The sequence below is a fragment of the Kribbella catacumbae DSM 19601 genome (genome assembly GCF_000372465.1).
Lineage (GTDB): Bacteria > Actinomycetota > Actinomycetes > Propionibacteriales > Kribbellaceae > Kribbella > Kribbella catacumbae.
Genome location: NZ_AQUZ01000005.1, coordinates 120,732 through 145,449, shown reverse-complemented (window position 1 = coordinate 145,449; position 24,718 = coordinate 120,732). Strand labels below are relative to the sequence as shown.

Annotated in this window: 22 protein-coding genes; 15 read left to right on the top strand and 7 right to left on the bottom strand. The window is 67.6% G+C overall.

The annotated features are described in order from the left end of the window. Positions 1-3: 3 nt before the first annotated feature. From A3ES_RS0107535 to A3ES_RS0107525, 3 genes are read left to right on the top strand one after another with little or no spacing between them, the layout of a single operon-like run. Entirely contained in the window at positions 4-606 is a 603-nt protein-coding gene (locus A3ES_RS0107535; RefSeq protein ID WP_237744878.1) for a TetR/AcrR family transcriptional regulator, read from the top strand. Next, positions 606-2,339 (top strand): ABC transporter ATP-binding protein, encoded by a 1,734-nt coding sequence (locus A3ES_RS0107530; RefSeq protein WP_020386179.1) that lies wholly within the window; start codon positions 606-608, stop codon positions 2,337-2,339. Before A3ES_RS0107535 ends, A3ES_RS0107530 begins: the two co-directional genes overlap by 1 nt. Next, entirely contained in the window at positions 2,336-4,381 is a 2,046-nt protein-coding gene (locus A3ES_RS0107525; RefSeq protein ID WP_020386178.1) for an ABC transporter ATP-binding protein, read from the top strand. The genes A3ES_RS0107530 and A3ES_RS0107525 overlap by 4 nt, the downstream gene beginning before the upstream one ends. Positions 4,382-4,451: 70 nt before the next feature. Here the strand turns inward: A3ES_RS0107525 and A3ES_RS0107520 are convergent, their stop codons facing one another. Next, positions 4,452-5,651 carry a M20 metallopeptidase family protein gene (locus A3ES_RS0107520; protein WP_020386177.1) on the bottom strand — a complete coding sequence of 400 codons (1,200 nt, stop codon included), beginning with the start codon at positions 5,649-5,651 and terminating at the stop codon, positions 4,452-4,454. After that, a complete protein-coding gene (locus A3ES_RS0107515; protein ID WP_020386176.1) occupies positions 5,648-6,574 on the bottom strand; it encodes a 5'-3' exonuclease in 927 nt (308 codons plus the stop codon). Before A3ES_RS0107515 ends, A3ES_RS0107520 begins: the two co-directional genes overlap by 4 nt. 489 nt (positions 6,575-7,063) lie before the next feature. Here A3ES_RS0107515 and A3ES_RS0107510 point away from each other — a divergent pair, with 489 nt between their 5' ends. Then, positions 7,064-7,504 (top strand): Lrp/AsnC family transcriptional regulator, encoded by a 441-nt coding sequence (locus A3ES_RS0107510; protein WP_020386175.1) that lies wholly within the window; start codon positions 7,064-7,066, stop codon positions 7,502-7,504. Positions 7,505-7,662: 158 nt separating this feature from the next. Here A3ES_RS0107510 and A3ES_RS0107505 read toward each other — a convergent pair whose 3' ends face one another. Beyond that, entirely contained in the window at positions 7,663-8,292 is a 630-nt protein-coding gene (locus tag A3ES_RS0107505; RefSeq protein ID WP_020386174.1) for a class I SAM-dependent DNA methyltransferase, read from the bottom strand. A 10-nt stretch (positions 8,293-8,302) separates the two neighbouring features. Then, the gene (locus A3ES_RS0107500) at positions 8,303-8,653 is read right to left on the bottom strand and encodes a DUF4288 domain-containing protein (RefSeq protein ID WP_026162641.1); all 351 of its coding nucleotides are present in this window, start codon (positions 8,651-8,653) and stop codon (positions 8,303-8,305) included. Positions 8,654-8,787: 134 nt separating this feature from the next. On the opposite strand from A3ES_RS0107500, the gene A3ES_RS0107495 reads away from it, so the two are divergent. Further along, on the top strand, positions 8,788-9,813 hold the full coding sequence (locus A3ES_RS0107495) for a zinc-dependent alcohol dehydrogenase family protein (protein ID WP_020386172.1): 1,026 nt from the start codon (positions 8,788-8,790) through the stop codon (positions 9,811-9,813). A 66-nt stretch (positions 9,814-9,879) separates the two neighbouring features. Here A3ES_RS0107495 and A3ES_RS0107490 read toward each other — a convergent pair whose 3' ends face one another. Then, positions 9,880-11,340, bottom strand: a complete 1,461-nt coding sequence (locus tag A3ES_RS0107490; protein WP_020386171.1) for a KamA family radical SAM protein — start codon at positions 11,338-11,340, stop codon at positions 9,880-9,882. Positions 11,341-11,484: 144 nt separating this feature from the next. Between A3ES_RS0107490 and kdd the strand changes: the two genes are divergently transcribed. The 7 genes from kdd (at position 11,485) to A3ES_RS0107455 (ending at position 19,609) form a co-directional block, all read left to right on the top strand. Further along, a complete protein-coding gene (gene kdd, locus A3ES_RS0107485; protein WP_020386170.1) occupies positions 11,485-12,603 on the top strand; it encodes an L-erythro-3,5-diaminohexanoate dehydrogenase in 1,119 nt (372 codons plus the stop codon). A gap of 4 nt (positions 12,604-12,607) precedes the next feature. Further along, positions 12,608-14,209, top strand: a complete 1,602-nt coding sequence (locus tag A3ES_RS0107480) for an amidohydrolase (RefSeq protein WP_020386169.1) — start codon at positions 12,608-12,610, stop codon at positions 14,207-14,209. Beyond that, a complete protein-coding gene (kamD, locus tag A3ES_RS0107475) occupies positions 14,206-15,774 on the top strand; it encodes a lysine 5,6-aminomutase subunit alpha (protein WP_020386168.1) in 1,569 nt (522 codons plus the stop codon). Before A3ES_RS0107480 ends, kamD begins: the two co-directional genes overlap by 4 nt. Then, positions 15,771-16,529 (top strand): lysine 5,6-aminomutase subunit beta, encoded by a 759-nt coding sequence (gene kamE, locus A3ES_RS0107470; protein WP_020386167.1) that lies wholly within the window; start codon positions 15,771-15,773, stop codon positions 16,527-16,529. Before kamD ends, kamE begins: the two co-directional genes overlap by 4 nt. Continuing rightward, positions 16,526-16,927, top strand: a complete 402-nt coding sequence (gene kal, locus A3ES_RS0107465) for a 3-aminobutyryl-CoA ammonia lyase (RefSeq protein WP_237744875.1) — start codon at positions 16,526-16,528, stop codon at positions 16,925-16,927. Before kamE ends, kal begins: the two co-directional genes overlap by 4 nt. Positions 16,928-17,490: 563 nt before the next feature. After that, a complete protein-coding gene (gene lnt / locus A3ES_RS0107460) occupies positions 17,491-19,050 on the top strand; it encodes an apolipoprotein N-acyltransferase (protein WP_020386165.1) in 1,560 nt (519 codons plus the stop codon). Positions 19,051-19,081: 31 nt separating this feature from the next. Continuing rightward, positions 19,082-19,609 carry an FxsA family protein gene (locus A3ES_RS0107455; protein WP_020386164.1) on the top strand — a complete coding sequence of 176 codons (528 nt, stop codon included), beginning with the start codon at positions 19,082-19,084 and terminating at the stop codon, positions 19,607-19,609. On the opposite strand, the gene A3ES_RS0107450 is transcribed toward A3ES_RS0107455, so the two are convergent. Continuing rightward, positions 19,606-20,868: an MFS transporter gene (locus A3ES_RS0107450; protein WP_020386163.1), complete on the bottom strand. Its 1,263-nt coding sequence runs from the start codon at positions 20,866-20,868 to the stop codon at positions 19,606-19,608. The two genes, A3ES_RS0107455 and A3ES_RS0107450, sit on opposite strands and share 4 nt — an antisense overlap. A 183-nt stretch (positions 20,869-21,051) precedes the next feature. Here A3ES_RS0107450 and A3ES_RS0107445 point away from each other — a divergent pair, with 183 nt between their 5' ends. Beyond that, on the top strand, positions 21,052-22,314 hold the full coding sequence (locus A3ES_RS0107445) for a cytochrome P450 family protein (RefSeq protein WP_020386162.1): 1,263 nt from the start codon (positions 21,052-21,054) through the stop codon (positions 22,312-22,314). Positions 22,315-22,396: 82 nt separating this feature from the next. Here A3ES_RS0107445 and A3ES_RS0107440 read toward each other — a convergent pair whose 3' ends face one another. Beyond that, on the bottom strand, positions 22,397-22,780 hold the full coding sequence (locus A3ES_RS0107440; protein WP_026162638.1) for an RNA polymerase-binding protein RbpA: 384 nt from the start codon (positions 22,778-22,780) through the stop codon (positions 22,397-22,399). 283 nt (positions 22,781-23,063) lie between these two features. Between A3ES_RS0107440 and A3ES_RS0107435 the strand changes: the two genes are divergently transcribed. Beyond that, positions 23,064-23,441: a YciI family protein gene (locus A3ES_RS0107435; protein ID WP_202806452.1), complete on the top strand. Its 378-nt coding sequence runs from the start codon at positions 23,064-23,066 to the stop codon at positions 23,439-23,441. Further along, entirely contained in the window at positions 23,438-24,694 is a 1,257-nt protein-coding gene (locus A3ES_RS0107430; RefSeq protein WP_020386159.1) for an RNA polymerase sigma factor, read from the top strand. The genes A3ES_RS0107435 and A3ES_RS0107430 overlap by 4 nt, the downstream gene beginning before the upstream one ends. Positions 24,695-24,718 lie beyond the last annotated feature (24 nt).

Below are 24,718 nucleotides of genomic sequence, written 5' to 3'. Positions count from 1 at the left end.
CGGGTGAGCCCACGAGCGACACCCATGCCACCTGACGAGCGCCGCGCCGCGCTGGTCCAGGCGACCCTGCCGTTGCTGGAGAAGTACGGCGTCGAGGTGAGCAGCCGGCAGATCGCCGAGGCGGCCGGCGTCGCCGAGGGCACGATCTTCCGCGCCTTCGGCAGCAAGGATGCCTTGATCAAAGCCACCTTCAAGACCGCGTTCGACGTAGAGCCGCTGATCGAGGCGCTGAGCAAGGTCGACCCGCTGCTGCCGTTGCGGGAGCGGCTGATCGCCGCGGTCGACATCTCCCAGACCCGGCTGAGCAAGGTCTTCAAGCTCTTCTTCGCGCTGCGGATGAACCGGCGGCCGGACTTCGAGGGCACGCCCGAGGAGCAGGCCCGGGTCAAAGCCGACAACGCCCGCGCCGACGAGGTCTTCACCGACCTCATCCGGCCGGACGCCGATCAGTTGCGGCTGACGCCGGAAGAGGTCTGTCACCGGATGCGGCTGATCATCTTCTCCGCCTCCCACCCAATGATTTCGGCCGGTCGGATTCTGACCGCCGAGGAGATCGTCGACTTCGCGCTCGACGGTGTCCGAATCCACGACTCCGGGGATCGCTGATGCTACTTCGCCTGCTGCGTACGCACCTACGCCCGTACGCCGGCAACCTGTCCATGGTGGTCGTCCTGCAACTGATCGGGACGATCGCCTCCCTCTACCTGCCCAGCCTGAACGGCGCCATCATCGACAACGGCGTCGCCAAGGGCGATACCGGCTACATCCTCGAGAACGGCGGCTGGATGCTGGGCATCAGCGTGGTGCAGATCGTCTGCACCGTGGCGGCCGTGTACTTCGGTGCGAAGACCGCCGCACTGTTCGGCCGCGACGTGCGTGCCGCGGTGTTCCACCGGGTCGGGGAGTTCTCGGCCCGCGAGGTCAACCAGTTCGGCGCGCCGACGCTGATCTCCCGCAGTACGAACGACGTCACCCAGGTGCAGATGCTGGTCGTGACGACCTGCACGATGCTCGTCGCCGCGCCGATCACGATGGTCGGTGGCATCTTCATGGCGGTCCGCGAGGATGTCGGGCTGTCCTGGCTGGTGGCCGTCGCCGTCCCGTTGCTGGCGGCATCGATCGGGCTGATCGCCAGCCGGATGGTGCCGCAGTTCCGCAAGATGCAGGTCAACATCGACGGGGTCAACCGGGTACTGCGCGAGCAGATCACCGGCATCCGGGTGGTCCGGGCCTTCGTCCGCGAGCCGCACGAGACGGAGCGCTTCGGCGAGGCGAACACGAACGTCACCAACACCGCGATCTCGGCCGGCCGGCTGATGGCGCTGGTCTTCCCGGTGGTGATGCTGATCCTGAACCTGTCCACCGTCGCGGTGCTGTGGTTCGGCGCCTCCCGGGTGGACAGCGGCGCGATGCAGGTCGGTGCGCTGACCGCGTTCATCAGCTACCTGATCCAGATCCTGTTCTCGGTGATGATGGCGACCTTCGTGATGATCATGGTGCCGCGCGCCGCGGTCTGCGCGGACCGGATCAGCGAGGTACTGAGCACCGAGTCCTCGGTCCGCCCGCCGGTCACCCCGATCAGGCAGTTCGCCGGTACCGGAGAACTGGTCTTCGAGCACGCCACCTTCCAGTACCCCGGCGCGGCCGAGCCCGTACTGCGGGACGTCAGCTTCACCGCGTCGCGTGGTCAGACGACAGCCATCATCGGTAGTACCGGTGCGGGCAAGACGACTCTGCTGTCGCTCGTGCCACGACTGTTCGACGCCACCGGAGGACGGGTCCTCGTGGACGGCGTCGACGTACGGGAGATCGAGCCCGACATGTTGTGGGAGCGGATCGGTCTGGTCCCACAGCGCCCGTACCTGTTCTCCGGAACGGTGGCGAGCAACCTGCGCTACGGCAATCCCGACGCCACCGACGAGGAGCTGTGGGAGGCACTGGAGATTGCGCAGGGCAAGGACTTTGTCGAGGGAATGGCCCTCGGGCTGGAGGCGCCGATCTCGCAGGGCGGCACCAACGTGTCGGGTGGTCAGCGGCAGCGGCTGGCGATCGCCCGGGCGCTGGTCCGCAAGCCGGAGATCTACTTGTTCGACGACTCGTTCTCCGCGCTTGACCTGTCCACTGACGCAAGGCTGCGCGCCGCGCTGGCGCCGGTGACCGTCGAGGCCTGCGTCGTGATCGTCGCCCAGCGGGTGTCCACGATCATCGACGCCGACCAGATCGTCGTTGTCGAGGACGGCGAGGTCGTTGGCAAGGGCAACCATGGCGAACTACTCGAGACCTGTCCGACGTACGTCGAGATCGTGGCGTCCCAGCGGTCCGCGGAGGAAGCAGCATGACGGATCAGAAGCTGGAAGAAGTAGCCGGCGAAGACCAGCCGGCCGAGACGGTCAAGGCGACCGACCGCCCGACCACGGGGCGCGCCTTCGGGCCGCCCGGCGGCATCCCGGGGGACAAGTCGATGAACTTCGTCCCGTCCGCCAAGCGGCTGCTCCGGCGGCTGCGCCCGCACCGGATGCACGTGTTCGGGGTGATCCTGCTCGCGATCGCCAGCGTCGGGCTGTCGGTGCTCGGGCCGAAGATCCTCGGCCGGGCGACCGACATCATCTTCGAAGGTGCCATCGGCAAGGACCTGCCGAAGGACCTGACCAAGCAGCAGGTGATCGAACAGGCCCGGGCCTCCGGCAACGGACGGTTCGCCGACCTGCTCGGCGGGATCGACCTGATCCCGGGCGTCGGTATCGACTTCGATGCCCTGCGCAACGTGTTGCTGCTGGTCCTGGCCCTGTACGTCGGGTCGTTCCTGCTCTCCTGGATGCAGGGCTACATCCTGAACGGGGTGGTCCAGCGGACGATGTTCGAGCTGCGGTCCGAGGTGGAGGACAAGCTCAACCGGCTGCCGCTGAGCTACTTCGACGGCGCGCCACGCGGTGAGCTGCTGAGCCGGGTCACCAACGACATCGACAACATCTCGACCAGCCTGCAGCAGACGCTGAGCCAGCTGCTCACCTCGCTGCTGACGGTGATCGGTGTGGTCACGTTGATGTTCGTGATCTCGCCGGTGCTGGCGCTGATCGCGCTGGTCACGATCCCGATCTCGATGGTGCTGACGGCGATGATCGCGAAGCGTTCGCAGACTCGCTTCGTCGACCAGTGGCGGCACACCGGCGCGCTGAACGGCCAGATCGAGGAGGCCTTCACCGGCCACGAGCTGGTCAAGGTGTTCGGCCGGCAGAAGGAGATCGAGGCGAGTTTCGCGAAGAAGAACGAGGAGCTCTATCAGGCCTCCTTCGGCGCGCAGTTCATCTCCGGGCTGATCATGCCGTCGATGATGTTCATCGGGAACCTGAACTATGTGGTGATCGCGGTGATCGGCGGTCTGCGGGTCGCCTCCGGCACGATGTCGCTGGGTGACGTGCAGGCGTTCATCCAGTACTCCCGCCAGTTCACCCAGCCGCTCACCCAGGTGGCGTCGATGGCGAACCTGTTGCAGTCCGGAGTGGCCTCGGCCGAGCGGGTGTTCGAAGTACTGGATGCCACTGAGCAGGTCCCGGACGAGGCGGCACCGACCAAGCTGGCCGAGTCGCATGGGCGGGTCGAGTTCGAGCACGTGTCGTTCTCGTACAGCCCGGACAAGCCGCTGATCACCGACCTGAGCCTGGTCGCCGAACCAGGGCACACGGTCGCGATCGTCGGTCCGACGGGAGCCGGCAAGACGACACTGGTCAACCTGGTCATGCGGTTCTACGAGCTGAACGGCGGCCGGATCACGCTGGACGGCGTGGACATCACCGAGCTGACCCGGCACGACCTGCGCCGGCGGATCGGGATGGTGCTGCAGGACACCTGGCTGTTCGGCGGGACGATCCGCGACAACATCCTGTACGGCAACCTGAAGGCGACCGAGGAGGACATGCTCGCCGCCGCCAAGGCGACGTACGTGGATCGCTTCGTGCACAGCCTGCCGGACGGGTACGACACGGTGATCGACGAAGAGGGCAGCAACGTCAGCGCCGGCGAGAAGCAGTTGCTCACCATCGCGCGCGCCTTCCTGTCCGACCCGCAACTGCTGATCCTCGACGAGGCCACCAGCTCGGTCGACACCCGAACCGAAGTACTGGTCCAACGAGCAATGGCAGCCCTGCGTTCAGACCGGACAAGCTTCGTGATCGCGCACCGCTTGTCCACGATCCGCGACGCGGACCTGATCCTGGTCATGGAAGACGGCTCCATCGTCGAACAAGGCAGCCACCAGCAACTACTAGCAGCAGACGGCGCCTACGCCCGCCTCTACAACGCCCAGTTCAGCGGCGCAATCGTCGACATCGACGAGGAACTTGCCGCAGCCCCCGCAGTACCGGCAGGTCCGCCAGCGCGCTGACCCCGGCAACCTCAACACCACGCGGCGACCTCGGACAAGGCATGACCTGTTCGAGGTCGCCGGCCGGCTGTCAGTGGCCGCGGGCGAGGCGGCGTACTGCTAGTTCGGAGAGGAGGGCGGCGGCGTCGGGGAGGACCGAGTCGTCGAAGTCGGCGAGGGGGGAGTGGTTGTCGGCGGCGCGGTCGGGGTCGGGGGCTCCGCAGGCGCTGAGGTTGACGTAGGCGCCGGGGACCTCGTTGAGGACGAACGACATGTCTTCGGCGCCGCACTCGGCGTGAGCGCGTTCGCGGAAACGGGCAGGACCGAACAGGTCGACGATCGTCTGCCGCGCGAACTGGTACTCCTGCTCGTCGTTGACCGTGACCGGATACCCGACCCGGTAGTCGGCCTCGACGGTCAGCCCGTGGGCGGCGGCCAGGTGCTCGACCAGGCGGACGCTCGCCTCCTGGACCTTGAGCTGGCTCTCGGCCGAGAAGGTGCGGATGGTCGCGTCGAAGTAGGCATCGTCGGGGATGATGTTCTCCTTGGTCCCGCCGGCGATCCGCCCGACCGTGAGCACCACCGGGTCGAACACGTCGAACTGCCGCGTCACCATCGTCTGCAGCGCGACCACCATCTCGCAGAGCACGGGAATCGGGTCCTTGCCGCGGTACGGCTCGGAGCCGTGCGCGCCCTCGCCGACCACGCGGACGCTCAGCTGGTCCGCGGCCGCCATGAACGGCCCCGCCTTGCTGTTCCACACCCCGAGCGGATCTCCCGCCGACTGGACGTGCAGACAGTACGCCGAATCGACGCGCCGCCCGGCGATCTTCAGGAGTCCCTCGCGGATCATGATCGGCGCCCCGCCGGTGGTCTCTTCACCCGGCTGGAACATGAACACCACATCGCCCGCCAGCTGGTCACGCAGGTCGTGCAGGATCTTCACCGCGCCGACCAGACCGGCGACGTGCAGATCGTGGCCGCAGGCATGCATCAGCCCGGGATGCGTCGACTTGTACGGCAGGTCCACTCGCTCAGTGACCGGCAGCGCGTCCATGTCGCCACGCAGCAACACGACAGGACCGGGGCCGGCGCCACCACGCAGTACGGCGGTGACTGAGGAGAGCTCCTTGCCCAGGGTGATCTCCAGGTCGAGGCCTTCGAGTGCCTCCAGGATCAGGGCTTGGGTCTTCGGCAGATCGAGGTCGTACTCCGGTACTTGGTGCAGGGCCCGGCGCAGGGTGACGATGCTTTCGGCGTACCGGCCGGCGAGCTCGAGCGTGGTGGTCATGCAGTTCCCTTCGGGCCGAGTTTGAGAGCGGACATCACGCGCTGGGCGCTGCCACCGAGTTCGAGCAGTTCGACCAGGTCGAGCCAGCGCTCGGGGTCGTGCACCTCGGTCGGCATCGCCGGATCGAAGCTGCCGACGGGTGCGTCCTTGGCCACCGCGACCACCTTGGGCGCGACGTCGAGGTAGTCGCTCGAGTCGAGGATCTTCCGCTTGACCGAGGGCGACATCGGCGTACCCGGGTCGGCGGCGGCCGCGCGGATCTCGTCGAGGCCGCCGTACGCCGTGATGAGCGACGAGGCCGTCTTGTCGCCGACTCCCTTGACGCCAGGCAGCCCGTCCGACGCGTCGCCGCGCAGCGTGGCGTAGTCGGCGTACCGGCTGGCGGGGATCTCGTACTTCGCGAGCAGCGCCTTCTCGTCGTACACGTCGGCGCGGCCCACGCCCTTGGCGGCGGTGTAGATGATCCGGATGCCGCGCGCGTCGTCGATCAACTGGAATAGGTCCCGGTCGCCGGTGACCACGTCGACCGGCATCGTCGCCCGGTGGGACAGGGTGCCGATCACGTCATCGGCCTCGTGGTCGGGGGCGCCGACGATGGCGATCCCGAGCGCCTCCAGGCAGGCGCGGATGTAGGGCACCTGCAGCTCGAGACGGTCGGGCACGTCCTCGACCTGGTCGCCGCCGGCGGTGACGAACTCGACCCGCTGAGCCTTGTACGACGGAATCAGCGCAACCCGCCACGACGGCCGCCAGTTGTCGTCCCAGCAGGCGACGAGGTGAGTCGGCTGATGGTTCTCGACCAGCCGCGCGATGAAGTCGAGCAGCCCACGGATCGCGTTGGTCGGCGTACCGTCGGCAGCCTTCATCGTGTCAGGCACCCCGAAGAACGCACGGAAGTAGAGCGACGCGGTATCCAGCAACATGAGCCTCTGAGCCATGCGGGTGATGCTTTCACATCCCTTGGGTCTGCCCACGCCGGTCTGCCTCGACCTTGTGCTCGGCGTGAGTCTTCTGGCGGGCTTGGCCAATGCTCACGTCGTGCACAAAGTCGGGGAGGGGTGGCGCAGGCCGCCGGCCATCCCACCTGCGACGCAGTCGGGCGGGTCGTGGGTGTGGCCACTCCGAGCGGTAGGCAGGTGAGGCCCCGGACCGCCAGCACTCATAAACCTCCGGCGAAGCCCGCGACGCAGCCTTGGCTGAGCCTGGCGGGTGACGGGAGCAGGAGGTTCATGAGTGGTGGCGGTCCGCGCACGCAGGAGCTACCTCGCCGGAGCATGCGACGCAGGAGTGAGCACAACGCCCGTCACATCGCTGGAGCATGCGACGCAGGAGCAAGCGCAGGCAGCTAGCCACTCCGTCCACCCCCGCGCGCACAGATGCTCGGGAACGGTTCCCCAGAGTAAGGTCTGCGCATGGAGGACCTGGATCGCAAGATTGTGGCGTTGCTCGCGTCTGATGGGCGGATGAGCTTCACCGACCTGGGGAAGGCGACCGGGCTGTCGACGTCGGCGGTGCATCAGCGGGTGAAGCGGCTGGAGCAGCGGGGGATCATCCTGGGCTACGCGGCGACGATCGACCACACCGCGCTCGATCTGCCGTTGACGGCGCTGATCTCGATCCGGCCGATCGATCCGTCCCAGCCGGACGATTCGCCGGAGCGGTTGCGGGACGTACGCGAGATCGAGTCCTGCTACTCGGTGGCTGGCGACTCAAGCTACGTCCTGATCGTCCGGGTCGCCACGCCGGCCGCGCTGGAGAACCTGCTCGCCGTGATCCGCGCCCGCGCCAACGTCTCCACCACAACCACGATCGTCCTCAGTACGCCGTACGAGCGCCGCCCACCCGCGCTCTAACCCCGACCTTGAGCACCGGCCAGTCGCCGGATCGCCAAGCGGATGCCTGGCGGGTGCTCAAAGTCGAGCCCTTGCCGCGGGTGCCCCCAACCTTGAGCACCGGTCAGTCGCTGGAGCGCCGGATGGGTGCCTGGCAGGTAAGTCGCCCGGGCCGCGCTCTAGTCCTTCTGGGCGAAGAGCGATAGGTACGACCGGCCCGGCTTGTTGCCGGGCTCAACGAGTTGCGCGGTGATCGTGAAACCCGCAGCCCGGACCAACTCCACGATCCGGTCCACCGGCACGAAGTACGCCTCGTAGGACACCTTCACGCCGCCATACGCCTCCGACGGCCGCACATGCTCATCACCACCGACATGTGTCCCGATGAGCAGCCGCCCACCCGCCGACAGCACCCGATGAAAGCCCGCGAACACGCCCGGCAGCTCATCCGGCGGCAGATGGAAAATCGAGTACCACGCAATCACCCCGCCCAACGAACCATCAGGCAGCCCGAGGTCGGTCATCGAGCCGACCTCGAACCGCAGCCCCGGGTACGCCGCCCGCGCGATCTCCACCATCCGCGGCGCCAGATCGACACCATGCACCGACACCCCGAGCGAAGCCAGGTGACTGGTGATGTTCCCAGGCCCGCATCCCACCTCGACAACTGGCCCTTCCACCAGCTCGGCAAACGCCCCCAGCACCGCCCGCATCATCGGGTTGCCCTCCAGCAGCCCAGCCACGAACTCGGTGTAGTTGTCGGCGACGGCGTCGTACGACGCCCTGGTTGCGGCAAGGTGGTCGGTCACGCCCAGGAGGTTAGCGAGTCGAGGGACCAGGAAGATCGTCCGTACTGCGCTGGTGCTCCGTACCCGTGTCGAAGAACGTGTCGAGGTACTGGTCGGGCGCGAGCGGGCTGCTGCGGATCAGCGAGTAGACCTCGGTGCCCTGGAGGATCTGGTTGACGTCGTCGCCGAGGTAGAAGCACTGAGCCAGGCCCAGGTACGCCCAGTCGGTGTCCTCGATGTAGTCGAGCGCATCGTTTTCCGCCAGCTCGATCGCCGAGTCGAAGTCCTCGGCCCGCCACAGCGTGATGCGTTCCTCGTACGGCGAATCGTCCGCACGGATCCCGTTCAGCTGGAAGATGCACCGCACGCTGTACCAGCCCATCGAACCCACCCCCATGCTTCCCCTGTCTGATGACAGTAGCGCGCCGGGGGCGATTCCTCGCCGGGAATTGCCGCACTATCCGGCAGACCGAACGATTGCTCTCACCGAACCGCCAACCAGACTTGGACGAAACGATGAAGAGCTATCACGTGACCGCGGGCCAGGGCCTCGGCGAACTCGAGACCAGGCAGCGGCCCGTGCCCGAACCAGGCGCAGGCCAGGTGCTGGTCCGGATCCGTGCGAACGCGCTCAGCCTCCGCGAGCTGCTGGTCCTCGAGGGCGACTATCCGCTGCAGATCACGCCCGGCGTGGTGGCCGGGTGCGAAGGAGTCGGTGAGGTCGTCGCGATCGGAGCTGCGGTCCACCAGGTGAAGGTAGGCGAACGCGTAGCCGCCACCGTCTTCCCGCACTGGATCGACGGCTCGTTCTGCTTCGACTACGCCGCCCAGCTCGGTAGTTCGCTCGACGGCCTCCTCACCGAGTACGCCGTACTGCCCGAGTCCGGCGTCGTACCGATCCCCGAGCACCTCTCGTACGACGAAGCCGCCGCCTTCCCGTTGATCGGCCTGACCGCCTGGAACGCACTCACTGGCGGCCACGGACTCCAACCGGGGGAGACCGTTCTGACGCTGGGCTCGGGCGGGGTCAGCCTGTTCGCCCTGCAGTTCGAGAAGCTGGCCGGCGCCGAGGTGATCGCGACCTCGTCGAGCCCGGCGAAGGCCGATCGCCTGAAGGACCTCGGCGCGAGTGCGGTCGTCGACTACAGCAAGAATCCGCACTGGTACGAGGAAGTACGCGCTCTGACCGGCCAGCGCGGTGCCGACCACGTGATCGACGTCGCCGGCGTACTCGACCAGTCGGTCCGGGCGGCCGCGCTCGGCGGCGAGGTGACCCTGGTCGGTGTCAGCCAGGGCGGCGCTGCAAAGGCCGAACCGTTGTCAGCAGCAACGATCTTCCGCACGGGCGCGACCATTCGCCCGCTGGCCGTCGGCAGCCGCAGGCAGTTCCTGGAAATGAATCGGTCCGTCGGCGTGAGTGGCCTGAAGCCGGTGATCGACCGCACGTTCGGGTTCGACGAGGTTCCCGAGGCGCTGGCCTACTACCGTCGCGGCCAGTTCTTCGGGCGGGTGATCATCAGCCACGCTTCGTCGAACGACTGAACGCCGGAAGGAGGCCCGCTGGTGCCGTCATCCTCTGTTCGACGGCACCAGCGCACTCACCAGTGGTCAGCTGATCTGGAGGAGCTTCTGCGCCTCGGCGGCATCACGGGACGCGGCGGCGCGCTTCTCGGCCTCGGCGAGCGAGTCGCCGGCGTGCTGCTTCCACCAGTTCTGGCCCTCGACGGGCAGCGTGTCGATCGGGTCGTAGTACTCGTACGTGCGGTTCAGTGCTTCCGGGTCCTGGTGCTCGATGCCGGTCCGGTAGTTCTTCTTCCAGTACGAGATGCCACGGACCTCGTCGTACTCCGAAAGCTGGTGCACCCACCGCTTGCCGACGTACGGGACGTCGCAGACGATGCGCGGGGTCGCGAAGCCCGGCAGGTAGCCCAAGATCCCGTGCTGCAGGTGCTGGGCGTCCTTCACCGACACCCGCCAGTGCTCGGAGAACGGGATCATGTCGCACATGTAGAAGTAGTACGGCGTGATGGTGGCGCCGTCGAGCAGCGCGAAGCACAGGTCGAGCAGCTCCGGCACCGAGTCGTTGACCCCGCGCATCAGCACACCCTGGTTGCGGACGTCACGCAGACCGGCCTCGAACATCGCCTTGGTCGCCTCGGCCACCAGCGGAGTCACCGACTGCGCCGCGTTCACGTGCGTGTGCATGGCAACCATCACGCCCCGGCTACGGGCAATCGAGGCGACCCGCTCCACGCCAAAACGGACGTCGTCGGACAGCCAGTGTTGCGGCATCCCCATCAGCGCCTTGGTGGCCAGCCGGATGTCGCGGATGTTCTCGATCTCCAGCAGGCTGGTCAGGAACGCCTCCAGCCGGGGCCAGGGCATGTTCGCCACGTCGCCACCGGACACCACGACGTCGCGGACGCCGGGGGAGCGGCGTAGGTAGTCGAGCATGTCGTCGAGTCGCTGCTGCGGCTTGATCGTGAACTTCAGCTTGTCGATCACCGGGGTCGAGTTCCCGACCAGGTCCATCCGCGTGCAGTGTCCGCAGTACTGCGGACACGTCGGCAGGATCTCCGCCAGGACCTTGGTCGGGTAGCGGTGGGTCAACCCCTCCGTGGCCCACATCTCGTGCTCGTGCAGGGAGTCCCGCGTCGCGTGCGGGTGGGACGGCCAGTCCGAGCGGCGGTCGGAGAACATCGGCAGCATGTAGCGGCGGACCGGGTCCGCGTAGAACGCCTCGGTGTAGTCGTCCGAGCCGTTCGGGACGATCGTGTTGAGCATCTGGGGCGGCAGCAGCATCGACATCGTCGCGCGCTCGGCCTGGTCCCGCGTCAGGTCCTCGTAGACCCGCTCCTCGAGCAGGTCGCCCATCATGTCACGCAACTGCTTGACGTTCTTCACGCAGTGCGACCGCTGCCACTGCACCGAGCGCCATTCCTCGGCGGTGACGTCCTTGAAACCGGGCATCCGGGTCCAGTCAGGCTCGACGAGGTCGGCCCGGCGGTACGCGTACGGCTGCTCGTTCAGGTCGGCAGCTGCAAGCTCCGGGCTGATCAGATCGGTCACGAGTCCTCCTGGGGGCTCCACGATGGTGTCGGTCGCATGTGAGGATAGCGATAGAACTTATGGTAGATCCATTAGATCACCGCAAGATTTCCTCTGTACTACCGCCACACTAGTATTTTGCCCGTCTTGACCCAAGGAGGCCTCGTGCCGGACACCCCAGGTTCGCCCGTCGGACTGCATCGCGTGATCGCACCTGCCGGCGTGTTGCCGCAGGCTGCCCAGCAGCTCGACGCCAGGCCGGAACTGTGGCCCGACGAGGTCCGGATCTCGGTCGAGCGGCTCAACCTGGACGCCGCGTCGTACCGGCAGTTGGCCGAGGCGCACGCCGGCGACGGCGAGGCGGTCAAGCAGGCGGTACTGCGAATCGTCGGCGAGCGCGGCAAGATGCAGAACCCGGTCACCGGCTCGGGCGGCATGCTCGTCGGCACGGTCGACGAGGTCGGCCCGGAGTCGCCGCTCGGAGTACGGAAGGGCGATCGGGTCGCGACGCTGGTGTCGCTGACGCTGACGCCACTCCAGATCACCGACGGGCTCGCCCGCTGGGACGGCCGCAGTGAGCAGGTGCCGGCCGAGGGGCACGCGATTCTGTTCGCCCGGTCGATCGTCGCGAAGCTCCCGGACGACCTCGTTCCCGAGCTCTCGCTGGCCGTGATGGACGTCTGCGGAGCACCCGCCCTGACCGCTCGCGTGGTGCGCGAGTATGTCGACAAAGGCACAAAGCCTGTCGTGTCAGTAATTGGCGGCGCAGGTAAGTCGGGGTCGCTCTCCCTGGCCGCGGCGCGTGATGCCGGCGCCGCTCGGACGATCGGCATCGTGCCTTTCCAGGCCGAGGCCGACAAGCTCGACAAGGCCGGTCTCGCCGACGTTGTCGCTCTCGCCGACGCCCGCGACCCGGTCGCGCTCGCGAATGCAGTGGCGGGCGCAATGGAGGAAGCCGGGGCAGGCGCGCTGGAGCAAACCGGTGACAGCCAGGTCGGGAGAGGCGGTGCCGGCGAGGCTGCCGACATCACGGTCGTCTGTGTCGATGTTCCGGGCTGTGAGCACGGTGCGGTGCTGTCCACGAAGGCCGGTGGCACCGTCATCTTCTTCTCGATGGCGACCTCGTTCTCCGCCGCCGCGCTCGGCGCCGAGGGGCTTGCGGCGGACGTGACGATGCTGGTCGGCAACGGCTACGTGCCGGGCCATGCGGAGTACGCGCTGAAGCTGTTGCGGGACGAGCCGGGTGTCCGTGGTTTGTTCGAGGGCAGGCTGGCGGAGGATTAGGTCCGTGCGCACACTTCTGACCAACGGTTCCGTCTACTCACCCGCCGACCCCCACGCGACAGCGATCGCCATCGACGACGGCGTCGTCACCTGGCTCGGCGACGACAGCAGCGCGGCCTCGTACGCGAACGGTGCGGACGAGGTGATCGATCTGCAGGGCAAGCTCGTCGCGCCCGCGTTCGTCGACGCACACATCCACACCGCACAGACCGGCGCCCTGCTGACCGGCCTCGACCTCGCCGGTACTGCGAACCTCACCGAGGCACTCGACCGGCTCAAGGCCTTCGCCGCCAACCTGCCAGCCGACGCCGTGATCGACGGCGCCGGCTGGGACGAGACCAAGTGGCCCGAGGGCCGGCCGCCGACGTCCGAGGAGCTGGATCGCGCTGCTGACGGCCGCCGCGTCTACCTCTCCCGCGTCGACGGCCACTCCGGCGTCATCTCGTCCGCCCTCAAGGCAGCTGTCGCCGACCTCACCATTCAGGTCGGGTACAGCGTCAGTGGCCGCGTTGAGCGCGATGCAAACCACTCTGTCCGTGATGCGTTGAGCGAGTTGGTCGGCCCCGAGCAGCGCCTTGCCGATGCTCGTGCGGCCGTCCGGGCCATGGCCGAGCGTGGCATCGGCGCCTTCCACGAGATGGCCGCACCGCACATCGGGCCGCTATGGGAGTTGCCACTGGTCCGCCAGGCCGCCGAGGAATTGGGGCTGTCGGCAACCTTGTACTGGGGCGAGCCCGGCGTCTTCGACAACGTGACGAAGTACGGCCTCGCGGGACTGGCCGGCGATCTCAATGCTGACGGTGCTCTCGGCTCACGGACGGCCGCACTGCGAGCGCCGTACGAGGACAAGGGTGATCACTGCGGTCATGCGTACCTCACGGCTGAGCAGATCGCGGAGCACGTGATCGCCTGCACGGAGAAGAACGTCCAGGCCGGCTTCCACTGCATCGGTGACGCCGCCCTCGACAACATCGCGCGCGGCTTCGAAATCGCCGCCGGGATCGTCGGCGTCGAGGCTCTCGTGGCCGCGCGGCATCGGCTGGAGCACGTCGAAATGGTCGACGACGACGCGATCGCCACCCTCGCGCAATGCGGCGTCGTCGCCAGCGTGCAGCCCATGTTCGACCGGCTCTGGGGTGGACCGAGCGACATGTACGCCGAACGCGTCGGCGACCGTTGGGAGGGGATGAACCCCTTCGGTTCGCTCGCCCGCGCGGGCGTAGTACTGGCCTTCGGGTCGGACTCGCCCGTGACCGAGGTCGGTCCGTGGGAGGCTGTTCGGGCTGCCGCGTTCCATCACGAAGCCGGGCAGCGGATCACCGTCCGGGCCGCCTTTGCCGCGCATACGCGTGGTGGCTGGCGGGCGGCCGGCATCGACGACTCCGGCGTACTCGCGCCAGGAACCGCGGCGACGTACGCGGTCTGGGAGAGCGACGCGGACCTTGTCGTACAGACCCCGGACGAGCGGGTCGCGGCCTGGTCGACCGATCCGCGGGCGGGCGTGCCGGTGTTGCCCGACCTGAGTGATGACGCACCTGTTCCTGTCTGTCGCCGGACCGTGGTCGGCGGCCGCATCGTGTACGACTCTGAAGGATGGTCCTCGTGACCCGTGCAGTGAAGAAGCTGGACCTCGATCCGGTCACCGTCCGCAAGGTGCGCAGCCTGGCCCGCAAGGCCGGGCGGCCGATCGTCACCATCGCCAAGCAGCACACGACGGTCTCGGTCGAGCGCGCCGTACTGCGCCTGGCGGGGCTGGCCGGCGCCGACACCGAGGGCATTCCCTGGGTGAACCGGCTCGCCGACACCGTGCGGGCCGATGTCGGCCTGGAGCACGGGCTCGCGTTGCCGGTGTGGGACGCGTTGCTGCGCGGCGAGGCGGAAGACTTGTCCGTCCTTGCGCAGAAGGCCGCGTCCGGGTCGGTGACGTTCCGGCTGCCGGAGGGGCGCGACGCAGTACGGGCTCAGGCCGCCGCGCGGAAGGCTGCCGCAGCCGGTATGAAGAAGGTCGACGGGCGGCGGCGTGAGCGCGACCGGATGATCAAGAAGCACGGCGATCCCGAGCAGCGGCCGTGGATCTATCTGATCGTTGCCACCGGCGACATCTACGAGGACATTCCGCAGGCGCAGGCAGCGGCTCGCGCGGGCGCGGACATCATCGCTGTGATCCGGTCGACCGGGCAGTCGTTGCTGGACTATGTGCCGGAAGGCGCGACCCGCGAAGGGTTCGCCGGAACCTATGCGACGCAAGAGAACTTCCGGCTGATGCGGGCGGCGCTCGACGAGTCGTCGCGGGAGCTCGGGCGCTACATCCGGCTGACGAACTACGCGTCCGGGCTGTGCATGCCGGAGATCGCGACGCTGGCCGGGCTGCAGCGGCTGGACATGATGCTGAACGACTCGATGTACGGGATCCTCTTCCGCGACATCAACCCGATCCGGACCTTCGTGGACCAGCGGTTCAGCCGGCAGATCCACGCCCGCGCCGGGATCATCATCAACACCGGCGAGGACAACTACCTGACCACGGCCGACGCGGTCGACGCCGCGCACACGGTGACGGTCTCGCAGTTGCTGAACGAGTACTTCGCCAAGGAGGCCGGGCTCGAGGACTGGCAGCTCGGACTGGGGCACGCGTTCGAGATCACCCCGGAGATCCCGGACTCGTTCCGGATGGAGCTCGCGCACGCGATGCTCGCCCGGCAACTGTTCCCCGACGCGCCGCTGAAGTGGATGCCGCCGACCCGGCACATGACGGGCGATGTCTTCCGTGGCTATCTGCTGGACGGTTTCTTCAACCTGGTCGGCGCGATGACCGGTCAGGGCATTCTGCTGGTCGGCATGATGACCGAGGCCGTGGTGACGCCGTGGATCTCCGACCGCGACCTGGCGCTGCAGAACGTGCGCTACGTGATGGGGGCCGCAGGCAACCTTCATGATGACTTCCATCCGGCACCGGACGGGTTCATCGCCCAGCGCGCCCGGCAGGTGCTGGGGGAGTCGGTGGAACTGCTGGAACGGATCGTCGACGAAGGTCTGCTGAACGCGATCGGCGACGGAACCTTCGGGCTGATGAAGCGACCGCAGGACGCCGGCCGCGGCCTGGACGGCGTGGCCCGCCGCTCCTCGCAGTACTACAACCCGGCGATCGAACTGCTCGAGGAGGCGCAGTGACCATCATCCGGCCCTATGGGGACACCACCGGTGACGGGATGGTGCAGATGTCGTTCACGCTGCCGATCCCGCATGACAAGCGCGCCGAAGGCGCGGCGATCCAGCTCGCGAACAAGATGGGGATGGACCCGGCCCTGGTCGTGCACGCCAAGCCGATGGGTCCGGACTTCACCTTCTTCGTCGTCTACGGACCGGTGAACCACCTGGTCGACACCGACAAGGTCGAGGTGATCGAGCGCGACTACCCGCTGCTTTCGCCGAAGGACGCGAACCTCGCCATCCGCAAGGGACTGCGGCGCAGGCTGACCATCGTCGGCGCTTGCATCGGCACCGACGCGCACACCGTCGGCATCGACGCGATCATGAACATCAAGGGGTTCGCGGGGGAGAAGGGCCTGGAGTACTACCGGGAGCTGAAGGTGGTCAACCTCGGTGCCCAGGTCGCCGTACCGGAGCTGGTTCGCCGGGCCAAGGCCGAGAAGGCGGACGCGATCCTGGTGTCGCAGGTGGTCACCCAGCGGGAGGCGCACGTGCTGAACACCAAGGAGATGTCGGCCGCCTTCCGGGAGGCGTATGCCGAGGACGCGCGTCCCGTGTTGGTTGCCGGAGGCCCCCGTTTCACCGAGCAGATGGCCGGCGAGCTCGGAGTGGACCGGGTGTTCGGCCGCGGCACCACGCCTGGCGAAGTGGCCAGCTACCTGGTCGATGCTCTTGTCACCCGTCGCAAGCACGCACCCGTTCGGAGAACTGCATGACTATGTTGGTGTCACGGGCAACAATCGGCCTGACTGTCACCCACCGCCGCTATGTGCCCTACAGCCACGCGCACTACGCCGGCAACCTGGTCGACGGCGCTTACGTGCTCGGCCTGTTCGGCGACGTCGCGACCGAGGTGTGCATCCAGGCCGACGGAGATGAAGGACTTTTCGCTTCTTACTCCGACGTGCAGTTCCTGCAGCCGTTGCGGGCCGGCGATGTCGTGGAGGCGACGGCAACGATCTCCCGGGTCGGCAACCGGAGCAGGGAGATCGAGTTCGTCGCCACGGTGGTCTGTCGCGGGCGCACGGATCGGTCGGAGTCAGCGGCCGAAGTACTGGCCGAGCCGCTTGTGATCACGCGCGCAACCGGGACCGTCGTCGTACCGGTCGCGTGACGATTGGTTGCCCTGGGTAACGATCACGTGGAGTGCTGAGACGGCTCTGTAACGTGACGCCGTTGACCGTTGGTCGTTTGTCCTGTGAGGGCAGTCAAAAGTGTTACAACGGCTTGAAGGAGCCGCCGGAAAGGTTGACACCACGGCTGCGAACGAGCATCGTTTTGGGAGTCGTCATTACCCGTTTATCCAACGGTTCAAAGAAGTTCGGCCACCGGATGATCCCGCGACGCTGACCAGGCCAGTGCCAGGCCTGAGTCGACGGGGGCTGAGATCGCCGGTGGTTAGCCCCCCGCGGGGCAGAGGTGGAAGAGGCTCGGCGCCCAGTAGACAACAGCCGACGGGCTCGCAACCAGCGGGTCTGCGGTTGGTCCGAAGGAGCGCCGAGCCTCTTTCCTTTTCCGGCCCCCCCCCATTTTTTTTCGGCACTCTTTCCGGCCCCCGGCGGTCTCGCATCCGGACCCGTTCGTCTTCCGGTTACTGACCGGATATATCCGCGCCCACCGGACGTTGTACCGTCGTGCGACCGGCAGCAGCCGGTAGTGAGGCGAAGGGGTGTCCGAGTGGAGCGGCTGAAGGCGTTGGGGCGCATCTTGCCGAGGGTGGTCGTGGCGGTGGGCGCCGGTGCCCTGCTCGGGCTGATCTACGAGCCTCATGCTCATCCATGGCTGGTGCTGGTTGCAGTGCCGCTCTTGCTGGCCGCGCTGAACGGCGTCTCGATGAAGGCCGGCTTCCTGATCGGATCGGGCTTCGGCATCACGTTCTACTCCGTACTGGTGCCCTGGCTGACTGTGATCGGTGGCGACGCCGCGATCGCGCTCGCCATTCTCGAGGGCCTCTTCTACGGGGTCTTCGGCGCACTGGCCAGCCAGACGCTCAAGCACAAACTGTGGATGCTCTGGGTGCCCTGCCTATGGGTCGCGACGGAGTATGCGACCGGCTCTGTTCCGTTCGGTGGATTCCCCTGGGGCAGGCTGGCCTGGGCCTTCGCGGACTCCTCGCTCGGCAGGCTGGCCTCGCTGGTCGGGATCGCGGGTCTCAGCTTCATCGTGGCGCTGCTGGGTGTCCTCGTGTACGCCGTACTGCGCCGCCGGAGCGCCCTGAGCCTGCGGGCGGTGGCGCTGGTCGCAGGGATCGCGATCGTCGGCGGCAGCTCGCTGATCACGCTGTCGACCGATGGGAACGGCAAGACCGTCACCGCGGCGATCGTGCAGGGCAACGTGCCGGGCAAGGGGCTGGAGTTCCTCGGCCGGGCCCGGACGGTGACCAAGAATCACCTGAACGCCACGCTGGACCTGCAGAAGGAGGTCGAGGCCGGTTCGCAGGTCAAGCCCGACCTGGTGATCTGGCCGGAGAACTCGACCGACATCGACCCGTACAGGGATCCCGAGACCAAGCGGGACATCGAGACCGCGGTCCAGTCCGTCAACGTCCCGATCCTGGTCGGCGCGGTGACCGAGGGGCCCGGCCCGAACGAACGCCAGACCACCGGCATCGTCTGGGATCCGGCCACTGGCCCCGGCCAGCGGTACGCCAAGCGTCATCCGGTGCCGTTCGGTGAGTACATCCCGTTCCGCGAACAGCTCCTGCCGTACATCAAGCGGCTGGAGATGGTCGGCCGGCAGACCGCGCCCGGCATCGGTCCGGGCCTCATGCCGATCAACGGCGTCCTGTACGGCGATCTGATCTGCTTCGAGCTCGCCTACGACAACGTGGTGTCCGACGTGGCCAAGGGCGGCGCCCAGATCCTCATCGTGCAGACCAACAACGCGACGTACGGCGGGACCGGGCAGCCGGAGCAGCAGTTCGCCATCACCCGGATGCGGGCGATCGAGACCGGGCGGACGGTCCTGATCGCGTCGACCAGCGGCATCTCGGGCGTGATCAACCCCAACGGCAAGGTCGAGCACAAGACCGGAGAGTTCGTGCGGGACGTGTACATCGCGCAGGTGCCGGTCCGCGACGGCAAGACGCTGGCCACCACTCTCGGCGGCTGGCCGCAGTGGATCTTGACCGGCCTGGGCATCCTGGGAGCAGTGCTGGCGTTGCTGGCCAGGCGCAAGCCACGCGCCGAGGACAACCCGCCGGCCACGACCCCCGACCGTGAAAAGGTGCCTGTCTAGTGAGTCTCTTCAGCAGTAAGAAGGTGTGACCATGCCTTGGTTCGTCGCGGTCGCGCTGCTGGTCGTCCCGATCATCGAGATCTACGTGATCATCCAGATCGGCCAGGTGATCGGTGGCTGGCCCACGGTCGCGCTGCTGATCTTCGAGAGCGCGCTGGGTGCGTGGCTGATCAAGCGCGAAGGCCGGCGCGCCTGGAACGCGCTGCAGGAGGCAACCAGGACGGCCCGGATGCCGGGCAAGGAGCTGGCCGACGCGGCCCTCGTCCTGGTCGGCGGCACGTTGCTGCTGACGCCGGGGTTCATCACCGACATCTTCGGGTTCTTCTTCGTCCTGCCGTTCACCCGGCCGCTGGCCCGCAAGGTGTTGTCCAGCTTCCTCAGCCGCCGGATCGCCGCCCAACTGGGCGGCAACCCCATCACCGGCTTCATGCCCGGCACGTTCCGGCCACCCACCGCGGACGACACCGACCGGGCGCACCGCGAACGCGCGGCCTCCGACGACATCGTCCAGGGCGAGGTCATCGATCCCGATCGCCCCCAGGACAAGCCGCAGGGCTAGGCGACGGCGGGCGCCGTCGGCTGGGCCGGGATGGGGCGGCGGAGGCCGATCGCGCCGATCACCGTGGCGACCACCTCGATCAGCGTCATCCACAGCCAGACCCGCTGGCCGATGTGCTGGAACAACAGCACCCCGAGCACCGGGCCGACCGTCGCCCCGAGGCCGAACATGGTCTGCATCGCCCCGAAGTACCGGCCACGCAGGTGCGGCGGCGCGATCATGCCCGGATAGGCGAACATCGTCGGCACGCCGATGATCTCCGACAGGGTCCAGAACAGTGTGCCCAGGATCAGGAACACCGGCAGCATCTCGATCGCGTACATCGCGTAGCCCATCGCCACCAGGGTGAAGCCGATCAGCTGCACCACCCGGATCGACCAGCCCTGGACGAATTTGGTCGCGATCATCTGGCAGGTCGCACAGATGATCGCGTTCATCGTGATCAGTGCGCCGTACCACCAGATGCTCTGCCCGGCCGCCTTGATCGCCAGCGGCAAAGCGGCGGTGTACTGACAGTAGACGACCGCCTGGAGGAAGAAGGCGAGCATGAACAGCGAGTACCGGCGGTCGCGAAGCACGTCCAGGTAGCGACCGCGGATCGGCGGCTCGGCCGCCTCTGCCTTGGCGGCCGCGCGGGCGCTGCGATCCGGTTTGGGCAGCGCGACCAGCGCGATCAGACCGAAGGCGAGCACGGCGAGCGCCTCGGCCCAGAAGAGCAGGTTGTACGAGATCTGGGCCAGCGCGACCCCGACCAGCGGCGCGACCGTGGTGCCCAGGTTCACGCACAGCATGTACATCGCGGTCACCATCACCAGCTTGTCGGGCGGGGTGAGCTGAGTGATCATCGACTGCGCCGCCGGCCGGTAGAACTGGCCGACCGCGCTGACCAGGAGGACGGCCAGCAGGATCAGCGGGTAGTACTTGATGTAGATCAGCGACGCGATCAGGCCTGCGGACCCCATCATCGAGATCACCGTCGCCGAGCGCGGACTGAGCCGATCGCTGAGCCAGCCACCGAGCGCGGTACCGAGCACCGCGCCCGCGCCGTACACGCCGAGAGCGAAGCCGGCCTGACCGGCCGAGAACCCGCGATGGGTCAGGAACAGGACGAGGAAGATCTGCAGGAATGCGGCCAGTTTGCTGACGAACACTCCGGCCAGCAGCGCCTTGGCCTCGCGCGGGGTCTGCCGCCAGGTCTCGAACACTCCCGGACGGGCGATCGCCTTCGCTGGCCCGTCGTCTGCCGCGTCACCACTCATCGGTGTAGCCCCCTGCTTCTGCGCCCCGCCCCGCCCCAGCCGCCAGGGCAGGCCCCCAACTGGTCCTGTCACTGACTAGAGAACCGCGACGCTGCTGGTGATACAGCTCGGGTGTATCAGTGATCGAGGGCCTGCAACTCCTTCCAGACAAGGGGAAACACGAAAGTGGGGGAGGACAAACGTATGTTGGATGACGCATTGCAGGCGATCGAGGAGCTGGGCGAGGACTTCGTACAGCACCAGGCCGCCTACCTGCGAAGATTCCGCGGCGACGGACGGGTCCACGAGGTGATCTTTCCGCACGGCGCCAAGGTCTGGCTGGTCCCGCGGTACGACGACTGCCGCGCACTGGCCCTGGACCCGAGGGTCGGCAAGGACGGCCGCCGTCTGAACGAGATGTACGCCAGGCACTCGACACTGGCCTCGCCGATGCATACCGGTGGACCGGAGGAGGACGAGGCCGAACCGGGCTTCGACGACGAGTTGGCGGCGCACGTGCTGAACAGCGACCCGCCCGGACACTCCCGATTGCGGGCACTGGCGATGCACGCGATCACCCCGGCCCGGCAAGAGGCGTTGCGGCCCGGAGTCGAGGTAGCAGTCGAAAAGCTGCTGGACAGGCTGGCCGAGGCGCCGGTGGTCGACCTGCTGGCCGCCTTCGCGTGGCCGTTGCCGCTGGGGACGATCTGCGACCTGTTCGGGATGCCGGAGGAGGACCGGGAGAACTTCCGCAGGTGGTCAGGCACGCTGACCGGTGCCGGTCAGGACCCGGACGAGGTCGCCGAGGCCTCGGCGAAGATGATCGCCTACGCCAACGCGCTGGTCGACGAACGCCGGGCCAATCCCGGCGACGACATGATCACCGAGCTGATCCGCGCCGGTGGTGGCCGGGAGCCGCTGACCCAGGCGGAGATCGTCGGGATGATCTTCATCGTGGTGACCGCGGGCCACGTCACCACGGTGCACTCGATCGGCAACGGGGTGTTCAACCTGCTCACCCATCCCGGGGAACTGGCCAAGCTGCGGGCCGATCCGTCCCTGATCCCGATGGCGGTGGACGAGCTGATGCGGTACGACCCGGCTGCTTCGGTGGGCACGTTCCGGTTCACGAAGGCCGAGATCCAGGTCGGCGACGTGCTGATTCCGGCGAACCAGATCCTGGCGCTGTCCTGGGGCTCGGCGAACCGCGACGAGACCCGTTTCCCGGATCCGGACCGGCTCGACGTGACCAGGTGCCCACAGAACACGTTCTCGTTCGGGCACGGGCCGCACTACTGCATCGGGATTCCGATGGCGAAGATGCAGATCGAGATCGCGCTGGACCGGTTGCTGGCGCGGTACCCGGATCTGCGGCTCGCAGTACCGGCCGAAGAGGTGGAGTGGACCAGCAGCGCGCTGCTACACGGGCTCGCCGCCCTGCCGGTGTCCGTTTTCCCTCCCGACTGAGCCGGCGCGTTCATGCCCGGACGCGGCCGGACATGACGAACGGGCCGTCACCACCTGGTGGTGACGGCCCGTTCGGGGTGTGTCAGGCGCTGCGCTTGCCGGTGGAGCGGGTCCGGTGGAGGTGGGCTGGGCCGATCTCACCGGAACGGAGCAACGCGACTCGCTCGGCGAGCAGTTCCTCCAGCTCTGAGATGCTGCGACGCTCGCGCAGCATGTCCCAGTGCGTACGGGCCGGCTTCTCCTGCTTCGGCTCCGGCTTCTCACCGGTCGAACGGGCGGCCTCGCTGCCGCAGTGGGGGCACTCCCAGATCGCCGGTACCTCGGCGTCGTGCGCCATCGTTACCTCGACCACGTGGCCACGTGGGCAGTCGTATGTGATCATCTGGCGCGGCGCGAACTCCACGCCACGGTCATCCTCGAAGCTGACCCCACCCAGCCCCGAACCACGCAGAACGCGATTAGACATGTCAAACCTCCGAGATTCGTCATCCGTGCCAACGGTCGGCCGACCCGGATCATTCCCATTTTGGCATGCCCGAGCCCAAGGTACGCACCTGACAGCACCGTCATCACCCCCTGTCATTGAGTGTTCACAAATCACTGTGTGTCGCAGGCCACAGTCAGCCGGGCGTGTCCGTTCACTGTGAGTTGCCAAGACTTGGGGGCCAGGAGCATCGATGAGCGGCCGGCTCGTTCGTCGTCAAGGTAGACGGGCCGTTACCAGGCCCCCGAGCGATGGGATGTCCGAGATGGCGAAGTACCTGCTCCTCATTTACGGCAACGAGCAGATCTGGGAAGGGATGTCCGAGCAGCAGTTGGCCGACCTCGGTGCGGGGCACGCCGCCTTCGTGGCCGCGGCCGGCGACGCGATCCTGGCCGGACATGAACTGCTGCCGACGACGACCGCGACCACCCTGCGCGGCAACCTCAGCGGCACGCCGACAGCGACCGACGGGCCGTTCCTGGAGACCAAGGAGGCACTCGGCGGGTACTACCTGGTGGAGGCAGCCGACCTCGATGCGGCGCTCGCGCTCGCCCGGCTGCTGCCCGAGGTCTCGGAGGCACACAGCGGCGTAGAGGTCCGGCCGGTCAACGGGCCCGACCAGACCGGGACGGCGTCGGCTTGACGCAGTACGCCGACGTCGCGGAAGCCGTCGCTCACGCGCACCGTCACGAGTGGGCCAGAGTGCTCGCCGCGACGGTGCGCGTGGCGCGCGATCTCGACCTCGCCGAGGAGTGCACGCAGGACGCGTATACCAAGGCGCTGTCGCACTGGGCCGCCAACGGCGTACCGGACCGCCCCGGCGCCTGGCTGACCACCGTCGCGCGCAACCGTGCAAGGGACCTCCTGCGGCGGGAGTCGGTACTGCGCTCGGCCCTGCCTTTACTCGTCATGGACGACGTGGCGGCAGGACCGGAGGATGTTCCCGATCCGCAGGAGGTCGCCGACGACTTGCTGCGACTCATCTTCACTTGCTGCCATCCGGCGCTGTCGCGTGATGCCCAGGTGGCGCTGACCCTGCGGCTGGTGTGCGGCCTGTCCACGACGGAGGTGGCGCGGGCGTTCCTGGTCCAGGACGCGGCCATGGCAGCCCGGATCACGCGAGCGAAGAAGAAGATCAGTGCCGCCCGGATCCCGTACCGGGTGCCGGATCGCGCCGAGTTGCCGGCCCGCGTCGATGCCGTCCTCGAGGTCGTGCATTTGGTCTTCACCACCGGCCACGCCGCGCCGTTCGGCTCCCAGTTGGTCAGGCGAGACCTCGTCGACGGTGCCATCCGCCTCGCCCGGAACCTGCGCCAGTTGCTGCCCGGCAGTAGCGACGTGGCCGGTTTGCTGGCGTTGCTGCTGCTCACCGACTCCCGCCGAGACACCCGGCTCTCCGACAGCGGGGAACTCGTCCTGCTCGCCGAGCAGGATCGGACGCGCTGGGACGCCGGGCTGATCGAGGAAGGCGCGGCGCTGCTGACCGAGGTACTGCGAAGCGCGGGCGCGACGAGGTACTCGGTCCAGGCGGCGATCGTCGCGGTGCACACCGAGGCAGCCACGTGGGAGGACACCGACTGGGTCGAGGTCGCCGGCCTGTACGACGTACTGCGTCGGCTGTGGCCGTCGCCAGTCGTCGAGCTGAACCGCGCGGTCGCGATCGGGTATCGGGACGGACCGGAGGCCGGCCTGGAGGCGCTCTCGCCGCTGCAGGATGAGCCGGCGCTGAGCACCTACGGCTACCTGAGCGCCGCGCGTGCCGACTTCCTCAGCCGGCTCGGTCGGTGGGCGGACGCGGCCACGTCGTACGAGGAGGCGTTGGCGATGACTGGCAACGAGGTGGAACGTGCCTTCCTGGCCCGCCGGCTCGAGGAAGTCTTGGGTCACCTCGACTGATTGGCCGGTTTTCACAGCGAGTTG

Excerpts from the sequence above, each read along its gene's own strand:
- A3ES_RS0107530 (WP_020386179.1), top strand. The coding sequence starts at position 606 with ATGCTACTTCGCCTGCTGCGTACGCACCTACGCCCGTACGCCGGCAAC.
- A3ES_RS0107525 (WP_020386178.1), top strand. The coding sequence starts at position 2,336 with ATGACGGATCAGAAGCTGGAAGAAGTAGCCGGCGAAGACCAGCCGGCC.
- A3ES_RS0107520 (WP_020386177.1), bottom strand. The coding sequence starts at position 5,651 with ATGACCACCACGCTCGAGCTCGCCGGCCGGTACGCCGAAAGCATCGTC.
- A3ES_RS0107515 (WP_020386176.1), bottom strand. The coding sequence starts at position 6,574 with ATGTTGCTGGATACCGCGTCGCTCTACTTCCGTGCGTTCTTCGGGGTG.
- A3ES_RS0107510 (WP_020386175.1), top strand. The coding sequence starts at position 7,064 with ATGGAGGACCTGGATCGCAAGATTGTGGCGTTGCTCGCGTCTGATGGG.
- A3ES_RS0107500 (WP_026162641.1), bottom strand. The coding sequence starts at position 8,653 with ATGGGCTGGTACAGCGTGCGGTGCATCTTCCAGCTGAACGGGATCCGT.
- A3ES_RS0107495 (WP_020386172.1), top strand. The coding sequence starts at position 8,788 with ATGAAGAGCTATCACGTGACCGCGGGCCAGGGCCTCGGCGAACTCGAG.
- kal (WP_237744875.1), top strand. The coding sequence starts at position 16,526 with ATGACTATGTTGGTGTCACGGGCAACAATCGGCCTGACTGTCACCCAC.
- A3ES_RS0107455 (WP_020386164.1), top strand. The coding sequence starts at position 19,082 with ATGCCTTGGTTCGTCGCGGTCGCGCTGCTGGTCGTCCCGATCATCGAG.
- A3ES_RS0107450 (WP_020386163.1), bottom strand. The coding sequence starts at position 20,868 with ATGAGTGGTGACGCGGCAGACGACGGGCCAGCGAAGGCGATCGCCCGT.
- A3ES_RS0107445 (WP_020386162.1), top strand. The coding sequence starts at position 21,052 with ATGTTGGATGACGCATTGCAGGCGATCGAGGAGCTGGGCGAGGACTTC.
- A3ES_RS0107440 (WP_026162638.1), bottom strand. The coding sequence starts at position 22,780 with ATGTCTAATCGCGTTCTGCGTGGTTCGGGGCTGGGTGGGGTCAGCTTC.
- A3ES_RS0107435 (WP_202806452.1), top strand. The coding sequence starts at position 23,064 with ATGGCGAAGTACCTGCTCCTCATTTACGGCAACGAGCAGATCTGGGAA.